14 protein-coding genes are annotated in these 14,642 nt (G+C 45.2%); 10 read left to right on the top strand and 4 right to left on the bottom strand.

What is annotated here, in order from left to right; translation table 11 throughout:
• Positions 1 to 45: 45 nt before the first annotated feature.
• From R5H20_RS03985 to R5H20_RS04005, 5 genes are read left to right on the top strand one after another with little or no spacing between them, the layout of a single operon-like run.
• On the top strand, positions 46 to 1,347 hold the full coding sequence (locus R5H20_RS03985) for a YhfT family protein (RefSeq protein WP_006637351.1): 1,302 nt from the start codon (positions 46 to 48) through the stop codon (positions 1,345 to 1,347).
• 26 nt (positions 1,348 to 1,373) lie between these two features.
• Positions 1,374 to 2,258 carry a phosphotriesterase family protein gene (locus tag R5H20_RS03990; protein WP_006637352.1) on the top strand — a complete coding sequence of 295 codons (885 nt, stop codon included), beginning with the start codon at positions 1,374 to 1,376 and terminating at the stop codon, positions 2,256 to 2,258.
• On the top strand, positions 2,255 to 3,397 hold the full coding sequence (locus R5H20_RS03995) for an aminotransferase class V-fold PLP-dependent enzyme (RefSeq protein ID WP_006637353.1): 1,143 nt from the start codon (positions 2,255 to 2,257) through the stop codon (positions 3,395 to 3,397). The genes R5H20_RS03990 and R5H20_RS03995 overlap by 4 nt, the downstream gene beginning before the upstream one ends.
• Complete coding sequence (locus tag R5H20_RS04000) at positions 3,394 to 4,620, top strand: phosphopentomutase (RefSeq protein ID WP_006637354.1); 1,227 nt, start codon at positions 3,394 to 3,396, stop codon at positions 4,618 to 4,620. The genes R5H20_RS03995 and R5H20_RS04000 overlap by 4 nt, the downstream gene beginning before the upstream one ends.
• Positions 4,620 to 5,771, top strand: a complete 1,152-nt coding sequence (locus tag R5H20_RS04005) for a YhfX family PLP-dependent enzyme (RefSeq protein WP_006637355.1) — start codon at positions 4,620 to 4,622, stop codon at positions 5,769 to 5,771. The genes R5H20_RS04000 and R5H20_RS04005 overlap by 1 nt, the downstream gene beginning before the upstream one ends.
• A gap of 59 nt (positions 5,772 to 5,830) precedes the next feature.
• Here the strand turns inward: R5H20_RS04005 and R5H20_RS04010 are convergent, their stop codons facing one another.
• Both R5H20_RS04010 and R5H20_RS04015 read right to left on the bottom strand, forming a co-directional pair.
• The gene (locus R5H20_RS04010) at positions 5,831 to 5,959 is read right to left on the bottom strand and encodes a hypothetical protein (protein WP_255131274.1); all 129 of its coding nucleotides are present in this window, start codon (positions 5,957 to 5,959) and stop codon (positions 5,831 to 5,833) included.
• A gap of 4 nt (positions 5,960 to 5,963) precedes the next feature.
• Positions 5,964 to 6,662, bottom strand: a complete 699-nt coding sequence (locus tag R5H20_RS04015; protein ID WP_087962498.1) for an MgtC/SapB family protein — start codon at positions 6,660 to 6,662, stop codon at positions 5,964 to 5,966.
• Positions 6,663 to 6,755: 93 nt separating this feature from the next.
• On the opposite strand from R5H20_RS04015, the gene R5H20_RS04020 reads away from it, so the two are divergent.
• Positions 6,756 to 6,962: a DUF3951 domain-containing protein gene (locus tag R5H20_RS04020; protein WP_006637357.1), complete on the top strand. Its 207-nt coding sequence runs from the start codon at positions 6,756 to 6,758 to the stop codon at positions 6,960 to 6,962.
• Between the two features lie 39 nt (positions 6,963 to 7,001).
• Here R5H20_RS04020 and putP read toward each other — a convergent pair whose 3' ends face one another.
• Entirely contained in the window at positions 7,002 to 8,486 is a 1,485-nt protein-coding gene (putP, locus tag R5H20_RS04025; protein ID WP_006637358.1) for a sodium/proline symporter PutP, read from the bottom strand.
• Between the two features lie 448 nt (positions 8,487 to 8,934).
• Here putP and gatC point away from each other — a divergent pair, with 448 nt between their 5' ends.
• Genes gatC through gatB form a run of 3 tightly spaced genes read left to right on the top strand, consistent with a single transcriptional unit; the run spans position 8,935 to position 12,143 of the window.
• A complete protein-coding gene (gatC, locus tag R5H20_RS04030) occupies positions 8,935 to 9,225 on the top strand; it encodes an Asp-tRNA(Asn)/Glu-tRNA(Gln) amidotransferase subunit GatC (protein WP_003179590.1) in 291 nt (96 codons plus the stop codon).
• A gap of 16 nt (positions 9,226 to 9,241) precedes the next feature.
• On the top strand, positions 9,242 to 10,699 hold the full coding sequence (gatA, locus tag R5H20_RS04035; protein ID WP_006637359.1) for an Asp-tRNA(Asn)/Glu-tRNA(Gln) amidotransferase subunit GatA: 1,458 nt from the start codon (positions 9,242 to 9,244) through the stop codon (positions 10,697 to 10,699).
• 13 nt (positions 10,700 to 10,712) lie between these two features.
• Positions 10,713 to 12,143, top strand: coding sequence for an Asp-tRNA(Asn)/Glu-tRNA(Gln) amidotransferase subunit GatB (gene gatB / locus R5H20_RS04040; RefSeq protein WP_006637360.1), 1,431 nt, complete (start codon positions 10,713 to 10,715; stop codon positions 12,141 to 12,143).
• Between the two features lie 102 nt (positions 12,144 to 12,245).
• Here gatB and R5H20_RS04045 read toward each other — a convergent pair whose 3' ends face one another.
• Entirely contained in the window at positions 12,246 to 13,262 is a 1,017-nt protein-coding gene (locus R5H20_RS04045) for a glycosyl hydrolase (RefSeq protein ID WP_006637361.1), read from the bottom strand.
• Positions 13,263 to 13,563: 301 nt separating this feature from the next.
• Between R5H20_RS04045 and R5H20_RS04050 the strand changes: the two genes are divergently transcribed.
• Positions 13,564 to 14,610 carry a 2,3-butanediol dehydrogenase gene (locus R5H20_RS04050; protein WP_006637362.1) on the top strand — a complete coding sequence of 349 codons (1,047 nt, stop codon included), beginning with the start codon at positions 13,564 to 13,566 and terminating at the stop codon, positions 14,608 to 14,610.
• Positions 14,611 to 14,642: the final 32 nt, after the last annotated feature.

Raw genomic sequence — 14,642 nt, forward strand, 5'->3', positions numbered from 1 at the left:
TTCTCTATACAGAGTTTGAGAAAAATCCATAGAGGTGAATAGGAAATGGATCTTACTTTAATCCAATGTATTGTCATAGTGGCCGTCGGTGCATTAGGTTCCATTCTGGTTAATCGCGGGGTGGCTGTGTTTAATGATGGCTTGCGGCCCATTATGCCTGAATATCTTGAGGGGCGAATGAAAAGAGGAGAGCTTGCGGCAACGAGCTTTGCGCTAAGTTTTGGCTTGATTATCGGCTTTGGCATTCCGTTGTCCATAGGAGCTACGATCATTATTGGCCATAGTATTTTATTAGCGTGTGACATTATTGGTATTTGGACCCCGGATAACAAAATAGGAATGATCGCAGCAGGAATAATTGGCGCTGTATATAGTATTGGAATCGTTTTGGGGCTTCAATTTGTAGTCGATTTCTTTGGCATGCTTCCTGTCAATTTTATAGATTCGCTAAGTCTGATCGGCAATCCGATTATTATTGCTTTTACAGTGTTTCCAGCTGTAGCGGTCGGATATCAGCACGGATTGAAGAAAGCCGCCGTGACTGCAATTGTCACATTAGCTTCTCTGCTGTTATTCAAAAAATTTGGTTCGTTTCAAGTGGCTGGATATAACATTTCTCTAAGCCCTGAAGGGATGGCTTTATTAATAGGAATGGTCATGATGATTTACTATGCAGCGAGAATCAGGGGAGGAGGCGAATCTACAAATGCCGATTTAGTCAATATTTTTAATGAACGTGTAAATCGAATCAAAAAAAACCGCTTCTTATTAGCCTTAATGGGCGGTCTTGTTTCTTTAACATCCTCCATGCTGATTTTAGCAGTTGATGCAATGCCCCAAGCCTTGATAAATAAGGAACTTTATACGGAGGCAGCCATTGCTACGTTTGCACGCGGAATCGGATTCATCCCTTTAGTTTTTTCAACTGCCATTGTAACTGGAGTTTATGGTTTAGCCGGTACGACACTGGTATTTGCAGTCGGCCTGGTTTTCAGGGATGTGCCGATTTTAGCTTTTATATTAGGCGCCCTCATCATGTATTTGGAGGTCATCTCGTTATCGGCAGTATCAAAAAGCATGGATAAATTGCCTGGCGTACGGGAAATGGGGGAGCATATTCGAACTTCACTATCAGATGTTCTCGGAATGGCTATTTTAATCGGCAGTGCCATGGCGGGAGAAAAAATTGCTCCTGGACTTGGATTCTTTTGGGTGATTGGCTGCTATTTAATCAACCGAATGGCATCAAAACCACTCGTTGAATTGGCTGTTGGACCTATTGCGGTGATTTTGCTGGGGATTATAGCTAATCTTCTCTACGCAGCCGGTTTATGGCAGGTTGGCTAAACCATTAAAAAGGGGAACGTATCTGAATGCTGAAAAACGGAATTACCTATATGCATGAACATATAACCATTGACCTTTCCGAGGTGAAAAACAATGAGGATTGTAAGTTGGATGTCATTTCTGAAACCATAAAAGAATTTAAAGGTTTATATGAAAAAGGCGTACGCAATGTTGTCGATGTAACGAATATTGGAATGGGAAGGAATATTTCATACGTTGAAAACGTGTCAAAAGAAACTGGGATCAATATTGTTTTTTCGACTGGCTTCTATCAAGACTCTTTTTATCCGATCAAGGTATTCCGTGAAACGAAAGAAAAATTGGCTGAAAAAATGGTGAAGGAAATTGTCGAAGGGATAAGGGGAACAAATGTGAAAGCCGGGATTATCGGCGAAATTGGTACAAGCTATAACAAATGGACCGAAGCCGAACAAAAAGTGTTTGAAGCTGTTGTCATGGCCCATAAGCAAACCAAAAAGCCAATCTCTACACATACTTCCATTGGAACATTGGGACATGAACAAGTAGAATTTTTTAAAAAGAATGGTGTCGATTTAAATAGAGTGGTAATAGGCCATGTTGATTTAACGGGAGATGCCGATTATATATTAAAGATGCTCAGGGAAGGCGTATACGTGGAATTTGATACCATAGGCAAAGAAAATTATATGCCTGATCGTGTCCGGGCAGACATATTAAAAAAAATACAGGATAAAGGATATATGCACAAAGTATTTCTCTCAATGGATATCACTAGAAAATCGCAGCTGGCCTATAAAGGGGGACCGGGCTACTCCTATTTGCTCGATTCGTTTATCCCTCTTTTGCAAACCTATGGAATTACAAGCGAATCAATAGAGAAAATGTTGATGAAAAACCCGCATGCTTTTATGGAAGGGCAGGGTGAATGAAGATGCAAACGTATCCTCTAAAAAGCATTTCAATAGAAGAAGCTAAGCAAAAACAGTTTAAGCTGGTCGATGTCGTGACAAGGCATTTTCGCGGAGATGAAATACTTTCATGTGGCGATTTAGGAGTTGTAAAAGGAATCAATAAACCATGTTACACAAAAAAAGTAGAAGAGGCATTGGCCGACTTTTTTGATGTAGAGAAAGCTTTGCTGGTGCGCGGAGCGGGAACAGGCGCATTGAGATTTGGTTTCATGAGTTTTTTAAAGCCGGGTGATCAGCTTCTCGTACATGATGCACCTATCTATCCAACGAGCAAAACGACTTTGGAGTCGATGGGGATTCTCCCGGTATATGCGGATTTTCATCATCATGAAGAAATGAAAACTGCCATTGCCAAGCATCCAAAGCTTAAAGGCGCATTAATACAACACACAAGGCAAAAAATTGACGACCATTATGATTTGGCTGAAACGATAAAAATAATCCGTTCCGCCAATCCTGCTTTAGTTATTATTACAGATGACAACTATGCGGCAATGAAAGTCGACAAAATCGGAGCGCAAATGGAAGCCGATTTGTCCGCCTTTTCATTGTTCAAACTGCTGGGGCCTGAAGGTGTCGGGATCATGTTGGGAAAAAATGAATTGCTGGAGAAAATAGAAAAGCTGAATTATTCCGGCGGAAGTCAAGTTCAAGGTTACGAAGCTTTGGAATCGTTAAGGGGGCTCATCTATGCTCCTGTGATGCTGGCAATCCAGGCAAGCGTAAATGATCAACTGGTCCATGAGCTTAATAGCGGAACGGTCCAAGGTGTGAAAAGAGCTTATTTGGCAAATGCACAATCTAAGGTCTTACTTGTTGAATTTACAAAACCGATTGCTGAAGAGGTGCTTCATCATGCTAATGAATTAGGAGCCGCGCCGAATCCGGTTGGTGCTGAATCAAAATACGAGTTTGCACCGATGTTTTACAGAGTGTCTGGCACTTTCTTATCGGCAGATCCGGCACTGGCCAAAAAAATGATCCGAATTAATCCCTTACGAAGCGGTGTTGAGACGATTTTAAGAATACTGAAAATCTCTATCCGACAGGCAACGGAACAACTTCATGCAACTCATTCGAGGGAGGACACAATATGAATAAAAGAGTCATTATTATCATTTTGGACAGCCTGGGTGTCGGATGTATGGATGATGCAAGTGACTACCGCCCTTTGGATACAGGAGCAAATACGTTTTATCACATACTTGATTCAGTGCCTACTTTGGACATTCCGAATCTTGAAAAGATGGGGATAAATAAAATTTTACACCATCCTAAATTGAAAGATATTGGCCATATTGCAAGCTACGGTGTTTTGAATCTTATGCATGAAGGAGCGGACAGCTTTGAAGGCCATAATGAACTGATGGGAACAAAACCTAAAAAGGCGTATCTGGCTCCTTTTGTTGAACATATAGATCATGTTGCATCAGCTTTAGAAAAACAAGGCTATCACGTCACCATGCCAAATCCGGAGCTGCCATATCTACTTGTAAACGATTTGGTGATCATAGCGGATAATATAGAAACCGATTACGGCCAAATTTACAATGTAACTGCGCCGCTGGATGAGATCCCATTTGAAGACGTATTAAAAATAGGAGAATGCGTTCGTCATCATGTAAAAGTAAATAGAGTGATTGTGCTTGGAGGAGAAAATGTATCACCCGAACGTTTGCAGAATTCAGTCGAAAGGAGAGAAGACGGCTTAGTCGGGGTGAATTCCCCAAAATCAAATGTATACAAACAAGGATATCAAGTACGGCACTTGGGTTTTGGCATTTCTCCTGAAAGTCAGCTGCCGACTTTGGCTAAAAACAGAGGAATGGACGTTTCGCTTATCGGAAAAATGCAGGATGTCATTTATTGCGAAGGTGCAAATCAATTTCCGGGAGTAGATACGGAACAAGTAATGAAAAATATTTTACATGAAATGGACAATGTCAAACATGGTGTCATTGCTGCAACAGTGCAAGAGACCGATTTAGCCGGTCATGCACAAAATCCTGAGCGTTATGCGGATCGGATTGAAGTGGTTGATCGCCATTTGATAGAAATCCTTGAGAAGATGACTGAACAGGATCTCCTGATGATCAGCGCAGATCACGGGAATGATCCGACGATAGGCCATAGTCAGCATACACGGGAAAAAACATATTTGCTGGCTTACCACAAAAAGCTATCGCCCGTTAACATCGGGGAACGAAAAACGCTGGCAGATATCGCGGCAACATCTGCTGAATATCTAGGGCTTGAGCATACTGAAAACGGCAGTTCATTTCTTCAAATCATGAAAAAAGGAAAAGAGGAGACAAACTAATGTTTTTGGAGTCCACATGCAAATATAATCAAAAATTAATAGATGCCGCCTTAGATCTCCATCAGCAAGGAATGATTGCACCCAATACGTATGTATTAGACTTGGATGCTGTAAAAGAAAACACAAAAATGTTATCAGAAAAAGCCAAAAAACAGGATATTGAACTGTTTTTTATGACAAAGCAATTTGGCCGTAACCCGCTGGTCGCAAAAGCAATCGCCGAATGCGGGATCGCCAAAGCTGTTGCAGTAGATCCATGGGAGGCAATCTCTCTCAGTCAACATGGAATTCAGATTGGACATGTAGGCCATCTTGTGCAAATACCTATTCATATGATATCAACTGTATTACATCTTCATCCTGATTATGTAACGGTTTTCAGCCTGCGGAATGCCCAACATATCAGCAGGGCTGCAAAACAAATGGGAAAAACACAAAAAGTGTTTTTGCGAATAGCAAACAAAGGCGATTTTATATACAACGGCCAAGAAGGAGGCTTCACATTTGAACAGCTGGTAAAGGATATCGAATCGCTTGAAAAATTAGAGGGAATTGAAATAGCCGGATTAACAAGTTTCCCCTGTATCATAATTCAAGACGGTGTTCCGGCAATAACTCCGAATGTCATATCAATGCAAACCGCAAAAGCCTTTTTGGAGGACAGGGGATTCGACAAACTAGAGATGAATATGCCAAGCGCCACATCTTCTGCAACATTGGCATTATTAAAGGAAAATGGGGCGACTCAAGGCGAACCCGGGCATGCATTAATTGGAACTACGCCAATACATGCAGTGAAAAAGCTGGATGAAACTCCGGCTATGGTATACGTATCTGAAGTATCCCATCTTTACGACCATCAAGCATATGTGTTCGGCGGCGGTTTCTACCCGCGTTCCCACATGAAAGAAGCGTTGGTTGGAACAAACAGGCGTAACTTAAAGAAGGTTTCCGCTATTGATATTGCACCTGCCAACATTGATTATTACGGTTTATTAGATACAAATGAAGTACAAGTTGGAGATACAGTCATTTATGCTTTTCGAACACAAGTCTTTGTAACAAATGCTCATATTGCCATCTTGAAAAATATGTCTACAGCTCCTGAACTGATCGGTATATATGATTCAAAAGGAAATGTAATCAAATAAATGATATTCGATCTTAGAGAGCCGGCAATAAGCCGGGATTGTTATCAACACGGCAAGCTTCATGAAGCAACAAGGAGCAGGGGAATCTCTCTCGTTGTTTCAGGAGAGAAGAAGTCTGAAGCACTGGCAAGGTTGGTATACATGATTGATAAAAAAGAAGCGGCCTTTTCGGCTGCTTCTTTTTTCATGCGCTTACATCGTGTCGCATTTCACCCCGACGACTCCGTCGATCGCTTTAATATCATAATAGACATCAGTTACATATCTCTTCCTGTGAACCCTGACTTTCGTTTCCATGACCGGAAACTCTTTTTCTGGCATATCGTCGATCCGGACGGAGTGGATCCGGATGTTTTTTGATTTCATTTCTTTCAAAATGTCCGTCAATTTATCCTTATCAGACAATGATATGCGGACGCGGATTTCTTTTTCCTGCAGACGGTTCGGGCCGATTTTGCCGACGACCCACGGCAGAAATTCGACGCTGACTAAAATAAAGGCGAGGCTGATAAAAGTTTCCTTATAAAAACCCGCACCGATCGCGACGCCGAGGCCGGCCGCTCCCCAGATCATGGCCGATGTGGTAAGCCCGGAAATGACATCATTGCTCTTTCTTAAAATCACGCCGGCTCCGATAAAGCCGATGCCGGAAATGATTTGCGCGGGCAGCCGGAGCGGGTCCATCATGATCCTGTTCGATCTTGGAAAATGATATGCCGCGTCAATGCTGATCATCGTCAAAACGCATGAACTGATGGCGATGACGATGCAGGTTTTCAAACCGAGCGGCTTATTTTTCAATTCCCTCTCGAGACCGATGACCATCCCGACCAATGTCGCGATGCCAAGCTTCATCAGCGTGTCGATATCGATATGCCAATCCATGCGCATGAACTCCTTTCTTCCTTTTTATTATGATGATTGATATGATTTTCTCACAGAGAAGATAAACGGACAACTGGTTTTTAAAGGGGGATACAGACTTTGCTGCTATTGTTGTCGCTGCTGTTTCCATTGGCCGTCGTTTTCGTCATTCTCATCGCCGCATATCACATGTTTATCCGCAAGAAAACCGTTCAAAACCACTATACTCCTTTTGATTATATTGCCGGACAAACATCAAAAGAATTCCATGAAGAAAAAAAAGAGCAGGATGGCCGGGAAGATGATGATACAGGAGAAGGACAATAAAAAGCCGCCAAGAAACGTATTCTTGACGGCTTTTCTTCATTATTGGGCATGTTCTTCCTGGTGCGTCTGCTCCATTTCTTCAAACATATCAGCCGCTTCTTCCGTGGGCTTATTTGTCAGCAGACTGCCGGCGATGACTGCAGCCAGACTTACGAAGAAGCCTGGGATCATTTCATATATGCCGGTTGTTTTTTCAAGTCCGGCTATAATCCAGATCAGCACTGTGACAGCGCCTGATATCATGCCTGCAAGAGCGCCCCACTGATTCATCCGCTTCCAGTACAGGCTGAGAAGAATCGCAGGTCCAAATGCCGAACCGAATCCGGCCCACGCATAGCCGACGAGCTTCAGAATCGTGTCATTCGGGCTTAAAGACAGCAGAAGGGCGATGACAGCGACCAAAAGAACGCTCAGCCGTCCGACAAGGACAAGCTCTTTATCCGATGCCTCGCGGCGGAAGAATGTTCTGTAAAAGTCTTCGGTCATGGCGCTTGATGTGACCAGAAGCTGGGACGATACCGTACTCATGATGGCCGCAAGCAATGCGGACAGCAAAAATCCGGTGATCAAAGGATGGAACAATACTTTAGAAAAGACGATGAAAATCGTTTCCGGATCTTTCAGGCTGATACCTGTTTGATGGACATATGCCACCCCGATCAGTCCGGTCAGCAACGCGCCGATGACAGAGATGATCATCCATCCCATCCCGATGCGGCGGGCCGGCTTCAGCTCTTTCACTGAAGAAATCGCCATAAAGCGGACGATGATATGGGGCTGCCCGAAATACCCCAATCCCCAGGCCAGGAATGAAATAATGCTAATGACGGTCGTTCCTTTGAAGAAATCCATTAAGCTCGGATTGATTTCTTCTACGATATTGAATGTCGGCGCAACTCCGCCTAAATGAGTAAAGGCAACGATCGGCACGAGCACTAATGCGATAAACATAATCAGGCCCTGCACAAAGTCTGTCAGGCTGACTGCCAAAAATCCTCCGAACAGCGTGTAAGCAATCACAACGAGGGCGGTGACGAACAAACCGATCTTATAATCAAGACCGAACGCCGTTTCAAACAGCCGTCCTCCCGATACCATACCCGCTGACGTGTACAGCGTAAAGAACACCATAATGACGATGGCCGATGCCAGACGCAAGACCCTTGTCGTATCATTGAATCGATTTTCGAAAAAGTCTGGAATTGTAATCGCGTCGTTCGCCACTTCCGTATATGTCCGCAAGCGCGGTGCGACGAGCAGATAGTTCACATAAGCTCCCAATGTAAGGCCGACGGCAAGCCAGGCGCTTGAAATTCCTGTAGCATACATGGCTCCGGGCAATCCCATCAGCATCCAGCCGCTCATGTCCGACGCACCGGCCGATAACGCCGTAACAGCAGGCCCGAGCCCTCTGCCGCCGAGCATATAGTCATTTAAATTGGATGTTTTTCTATAGGAATACCAGCCGATTAAGAGCATTGCGGCAAAATAAATCCCCAACGAAATAAATACTTCAACACTCACGTTTCATATCTCTCCTCTTTGCTTTAATAATGTGGCATCACCTCTCCTGGGATTTTAACAATACTGATTTGATGTGTACGAAGATGATTGCAGGGCCTTCTTTTATGAAATCAGGTATTGAAAAAGATAAGGCGCTGCCGCTTTGATCGTACTTAGTTACCTAACCTATCAAACTATTGGTCATCAATCAACCGTGAGGAACACCTTCTGTATTGACAAAAGGACGCGATGCTTCCGATAAGCATCATAATGAAAACGTTTTCAAAAAATGATAAAAGTAAAAATATTCTGAATATTAGGATGGGCCATTCGCGGGGATTTTTCGTATACAATAAAATAAACCGGCGGAAACGGGGCGGGATTCGCGGTTTTGTTGATTTACAAGGCTAATATTTGATATGATCAGTATTATATGACTAAGCGAGAATCATCTTGGAGGTGTTTTTTAATGTCGCGTATTTCTATAGAAGAAGTGAAGCATGTCGCCCATCTGGCCAGACTGGCGATTACAGATGAAGAAGCGGCTATGTTTACAGAACAGCTTGACAGCATTATTTCATTTGCGGAAGAGCTGAATGAAGTCGATACAGAGAATGTTAAACCAACGACACACGTATTGCAAATGAAGAATATCATGAGGGAAGATGTCCCGGATAAAGGCCTTCCGGTCGAGGACGTTGTCAAAAACGCGCCCGATCATAAAGACGGCTATATCCGCGTGCCATCCATTTTGGACTAAAGGAGGGAGAGAGACGATGTCACTGTTTGACCATAAAATATCTGAATTAAAACGTCTCATACATAACAAAGAGATCAGCATATCAGATTTAGTCGATGAATCTTACAAACGGATCCACGAAGTTGACGGAAAGGTACAAGCCTTTTTGCAGCTGGATGAAGAAAAAGCCCGCGCTTATGCGAAAGAATTGGACGAAGCGCTTGACACCCGGAACGAGCACGGCCTTCTTTTCGGCATGCCGATCGGAGTCAAGGACAATATCGTCACAAAGGATCTGCGCACAACCTGCGCCAGCAAAATTCTTGAAAATTTCGACCCGATTTATGATGCAACGGTTGTTGAGCGTCTGCATGAAGCGGAGGCTGTTACCATCGGAAAGCTGAACATGGACGAATTCGCCATGGGATCTTCCACAGAGAACTCAGGCTTCCAAAAAACGAAAAACCCGTGGAACCTGGAAACTGTTCCAGGCGGGTCCAGCGGCGGATCTGCTGCGGCTGTGGCGGCCGGAGAAGTGCCGTTTTCGCTCGGATCGGATACGGGCGGCTCAATTCGCCAGCCGGCATCTTTCTGCGGCGTCGTCGGCTTAAAGCCTACATACGGACGCGTATCAAGATACGGTCTTGTCGCGTTTGCCTCTTCATTGGATCAAATCGGCCCGATCACAAGATCTGTCGAGGACAACGCGTATCTTCTCCAAGCGATCGCGGGCGCCGATCAAATGGATTCGACAAGCGCCAATGTGGAAGTGCCGGACTATCTGTCTGCGCTGACAGGCGATATTAAAGGACTTAAAATCGCAGTTCCAAAAGAATACCTTGGCGAAGGCGTCGGGGAAGAAGCGAAAAATTCCGTCCTCGAAGCTTTAAAAGTACTTGAAGGACTGGGCGCGACATGGGAAGAAGTATCACTTCCGCACAGCAAATACGCGCTGGCGACTTACTACCTGCTTTCTTCATCTGAAGCTTCGGCCAACCTGGCCCGCTTCGACGGCATCCGCTACGGCTACCGCACGGATAATGCGGACAACTTGATCGACCTTTACAAACAGACCCGTTCCGAAGGTTTCGGAAACGAAGTCAAGCGCCGCATCATGCTCGGTACGTTCGCGCTAAGCTCAGGCTATTATGATGCGTATTATAAAAAGGCGCAAAAGGTCAGAACCTTGATCAAAAAAGATTTTGAAGACGTATTTGAAAACTATGACGTCATCATCGGACCGACAACACCGACGCCTGCGTTTAAAATCGGCGAAAAAACAAGCGATCCGCTGACAATGTACGCCAACGACATCTTGACGATCCCTGTCAACCTGGCGGGCGTACCAGGAATCAGCGTGCCGTGCGGATTTGCGGACGGTTTGCCGCTCGGCCTGCAAATCATCGGCAAACACTTTGACGAAAGCACAGTATACCGCGTCGCCCACGCGTTCGAACAGGCGACAGACCATCATAAAGCAAAACCTGAACTGTAAGGGGTGAAAACACATGAACTTTGAAACGGTAATCGGACTTGAAGTCCACGTGGAGCTAAAAACGAAATCGAAAATTTTCTCAAGTTCTCCGACGCCATTCGGTGCGGCGGCCAATACGCAGACAAGCGTCATCGATTTGGGCTATCCCGGCGTGCTGCCTGTTTTAAATAAAGAAGCGGTCAATTTTGCAATGAAAGCGGCCATGGCTTTAAACTGCGAAATTGCGACGGAGACAAAGTTTGACCGGAAAAACTATTTCTACCCTGACAACCCGAAAGCGTACCAAATTTCCCAGTTCGATAAACCGATCGGCGAAAACGGCTGGATCGAAATCGAAGTCGGCGGAAAAACAAAGCGCATCGGCATCACCCGCCTCCATTTGGAAGAGGATGCCGGAAAACTGACGCATACAGGCGACGGCTATTCCCTTGTCGACTACAACCGTCAGGGAACACCGCTCGTCGAAATCGTATCAGAACCTGACATCCGCACACCTGAAGAAGCGTACGCCTATCTTGAAAAGCTTAAATCGATCATTCAATACACAGGCGTCTCCGATTGTAAGATGGAGGAAGGTTCGCTTCGCTGTGACGCGAATATTTCCCTGCGTCCGATCGGCCAGGAAGAATTCGGGACAAAGACAGAGCTGAAAAACCTGAACTCATTCGCCTTTGTCCAAAAAGGCCTTGAGCATGAAGAGAAGCGCCAGGCGCAGATCCTGCTGTCAGGCGGCGTCATTCAGCAGGAAACCCGCCGCTATGACGAGGCATCAAAAACGACGATTTTGATGAGGGTTAAAGAAGGGTCTGACGACTACCGCTATTTCCCTGAACCCGACCTTGTCGAGCTCTACATTGACGATGAGTGGAAGCAGCGCGTCAGAGACAGCATTCCTGAGCTTCCGGATGAACGCCGCAAGCGTTACATCGACGAGCTTGGCCTGCCTGCCTATGATGCGAAAGTCTTGACGCTGACAAAAGAAATGTCCGACTTCTTTGAAGCGGCCGTCGAAAAAGGCGCTGACGCAAAGCTTGCGTCGAACTGGCTGATGGGTGAGGTGTCGGCTTACCTGAATGCCCAGCAAAAAGAGCTTTCAGACGTCGCGCTCACGCCTGAAGGGCTTGCCGGCTTGGTTAAGCTGATCGAAAAAGGAACCATTTCATCCAAAATCGCGAAAAAAGTCTTTAAAGAGCTGATTGAAAAAGGCGGAGACGCCGAAAAAATCGTCAAAGAGAAAGGCCTTGTGCAAATCTCTGATGAGGCCACGCTCAGAAAGCTTGTCACAGAAGCGCTGGACAACAATCCGCAGTCGATCGAAGACTTCAAAAACGGAAAAGACCGCGCAATCGGCTTCCTTGTCGGCCAAATCATGAAAGCTTCAAAAGGCCAGGCGAACCCGCCGATGGTCAATAAGCTTCTTCTTGAAGAAATTAATAAACGATAAAAAATAGCCCCTTGGAGACGTTTCTCCAAGGGGCTTTTTCATTCAATGATCGGCGTTAATGAATCACCGTCCCATATTTCTCCCTTATTCAGCGCCCAGCTGTCATGATAAAGAATTTGCCGCACCTTTGTTCGCGGCAGGACTCCAGCCGTCATTCCATGCCAAGAAATAAACGGTTTTCGGATGGTTCTGTTTGATGGCATTGATCAATGAAGAGTAATCCAGGCCGCCGTTCGTTTCCTGCGGCCCGACCTCTGTGAAGGCAAACAGCTTATGAAGAGACGTCAGCTCGTCATACCCCTTGATCGAATACGAGTCGGTAAAATACGCGTCCAACCCAACAATGTCAACATATGAAACACTGGGATAAAAATCTGTCTTAAAATCTCTGTTTGCGTCAGGCGCATACACCCATAACAGATTGTCCAATCCTCTTTCATTGGTCATATAGTGATAGATTTTTTGATAAGCTGTTTGTACAAAGAGATTTTCCCGCTGTTTTTTGATTATACTGTCTAAGCCCCCGCCAAAACCATCGCCATTTATTTCATGAAGCGGCCTGAACAGCACGGTCACACCTTCATCCTTCAGCTGCTGTAGACCATCTGCGATTTTGCCCAGCATGGCGTCAAGCCGTTTTCCCTCTGTTGTGGATGAGTCTAATATGTTTTGATATTGGCTATTTGAAATTGGAGTTTTAAAATGGCCGGTGCTGTAAGCCGGATTAGCAAGATGCATGCTGATTTGCGGGATGCCGCCGCTTTTCCAGTAAGAAATCAACTCGCTGTTGCAGCTGTAGCCAATCGTATCGGCGATATTTTCCGGCTCAAGCCAGCCTCTTGCATAATCACAGCCGTAAACGGCGGGGAGCTGCCCGGTTGCATGTTTCAGGCGATCAGCTTCCGCCACTGAAAACGTATCGCGGCTGTATCCGTCGAATGCGCCTGACATGACCCTGTTGTCTGAACGGTTTGGCAGATGGGCCAGCCAGTTCATGCCGGCTTTGGTTGTTTGCCCGGCATCCGGGTTGACGGGTGAAACAGTGTGAGCATAGCTGGTCTGTGAGGCAGCCGAAAAACATAATAAGGCGATAACAATAGAGACAGCACGTTTTTTCATACTGTAAACCTCCTATTTTCTTTACCTCTGAATGCTACAAAATACACCTTATTGTACTAAACGGGAGAAAAACAAACATAAGCCATTGGATATGAATGGCATTATTCTGAAAGCGCATTTTTGCTGTCCTGTCAGCTTTGCCGGCATCTCATTCTTGAATCCAGCAAAACATGGGGCGGAACATTTTTTCAAAAATTATCGTTTGAATTTTATTTTTTTCTGTTACTTTTTACATGTTTTTTATAGGAAATAGGAGTATAATGGTCATGAGAAAACAAATATTTTAATAGGGGATGAGGAAATGAAAGCGCTTAGATGGCATAATGCTAGGGATATTCGCTTAGAACAAATCGACGAACCGCAGGCACTGAAGGGGAAAGTCAAAGTAAAAGTGGAATGGTGCGGAATTTGCGGAAGCGACCTGCACGAATATACGGCCGGCCCTATTTTCATTCCGACGGAAACACATCCGTTGAGCGGTGATAAAGCCCCAATCGTTTTGGGACATGAATTTTCCGGACAGGTCGTTGAAGTTGGTGAAGGAGTTACAAACGTTCAAGCCGGTGACCGTGTAACGGTTGAACCTATCTATGCATGCGGAGAATGTGAAGCTTGTAAACAAGGAATGTACAACCTTTGCGATAAAATGGGATTCTTCGGTCTTGCCGGAGGCGGCGGCGGGTTTTCCGAATATGCGGCCGTGCCGGCAGAGATGATTCACAAATTGCCGGAAGCGGTGTCATTTGAACAAGGTGCGCTAGTTGAACCGTCAGCCGTTGCGCTTCACGCTGTCCGCCAAAGCAAATTGAAAGTCGGTGACAAAGCGGCCGTTTTTGGGACAGGCCCTATCGGCTTGCTGGTGATCGAAGCATTAAAAGCATCCGGCGCATCAGAAATCTATGCGGTTGAATTATCTGACATCCGCCGCCAAAAAGCAGCAGAGCTTGGCGCGATCGTCATTGATCCAAAACAGTGCGACGCCGTCAGCGAAATTCAAAAACGGACAGACGGCGGTGTGGATGTAGCTTATGAAGTGACTGGCGTGCCGCCTGTTTTAAAACAAGCGATCCATGCAACGAAAATAAACGGGGAAACAATGATTGTCAGCATTTTTGAAAAAGAAGCGCCAATCCATCCGCATGATATCGTCATGAAAGAACGCTCATTAACCGGAATCATCGGATACCGCGACGTGTTTCCGGCTGTCATCAGTTTAATGGCCCAAGGATATTTCCCGGCCGACAAATTGGTAACGAAACGAATTACACTTGATGAAGTCATCGAGGAAGGCTTTGAAGGATTATTAAAAGAAAGAGACCAGGTCAAGATCCTGGTCAAAGCCGAATAAATCAAAAAACCAGATTCCCGTTTTATGGGAAT

It is taken from the genome of Bacillus sp. KICET-3, assembly GCF_033261025.1.
Classification (GTDB): domain Bacteria; phylum Bacillota; class Bacilli; order Bacillales; family Bacillaceae; genus Bacillus; species Bacillus sonorensis.

Excerpts from the sequence above, each read along its gene's own strand:
- R5H20_RS04000 (WP_006637354.1), top strand. The coding sequence starts at position 3,394 with ATGAATAAAAGAGTCATTATTATCATTTTGGACAGCCTGGGTGTCGGA.
- gatB (WP_006637360.1), top strand. The coding sequence starts at position 10,713 with ATGAACTTTGAAACGGTAATCGGACTTGAAGTCCACGTGGAGCTAAAA.
- R5H20_RS03985 (WP_006637351.1), top strand. The coding sequence starts at position 46 with ATGGATCTTACTTTAATCCAATGTATTGTCATAGTGGCCGTCGGTGCA.
- R5H20_RS04005 (WP_006637355.1), top strand. The coding sequence starts at position 4,620 with ATGTTTTTGGAGTCCACATGCAAATATAATCAAAAATTAATAGATGCC.
- R5H20_RS04010 (WP_255131274.1), bottom strand. The coding sequence starts at position 5,959 with ATGAAAAAAGAAGCAGCCGAAAAGGCCGCTTCTTTTTTATCAATCATG.
- R5H20_RS03990 (WP_006637352.1), top strand. The coding sequence starts at position 1,374 with ATGCTGAAAAACGGAATTACCTATATGCATGAACATATAACCATTGAC.
- gatC (WP_003179590.1), top strand. The coding sequence starts at position 8,935 with ATGTCGCGTATTTCTATAGAAGAAGTGAAGCATGTCGCCCATCTGGCC.
- R5H20_RS04045 (WP_006637361.1), bottom strand. The coding sequence starts at position 13,262 with ATGAAAAAACGTGCTGTCTCTATTGTTATCGCCTTATTATGTTTTTCG.
- R5H20_RS03995 (WP_006637353.1), top strand. The coding sequence starts at position 2,255 with ATGAAGATGCAAACGTATCCTCTAAAAAGCATTTCAATAGAAGAAGCT.
- gatA (WP_006637359.1), top strand. The coding sequence starts at position 9,242 with ATGTCACTGTTTGACCATAAAATATCTGAATTAAAACGTCTCATACAT.
- R5H20_RS04050 (WP_006637362.1), top strand. The coding sequence starts at position 13,564 with ATGAAAGCGCTTAGATGGCATAATGCTAGGGATATTCGCTTAGAACAA.
- R5H20_RS04015 (WP_087962498.1), bottom strand. The coding sequence starts at position 6,662 with ATGCGCATGGATTGGCATATCGATATCGACACGCTGATGAAGCTTGGC.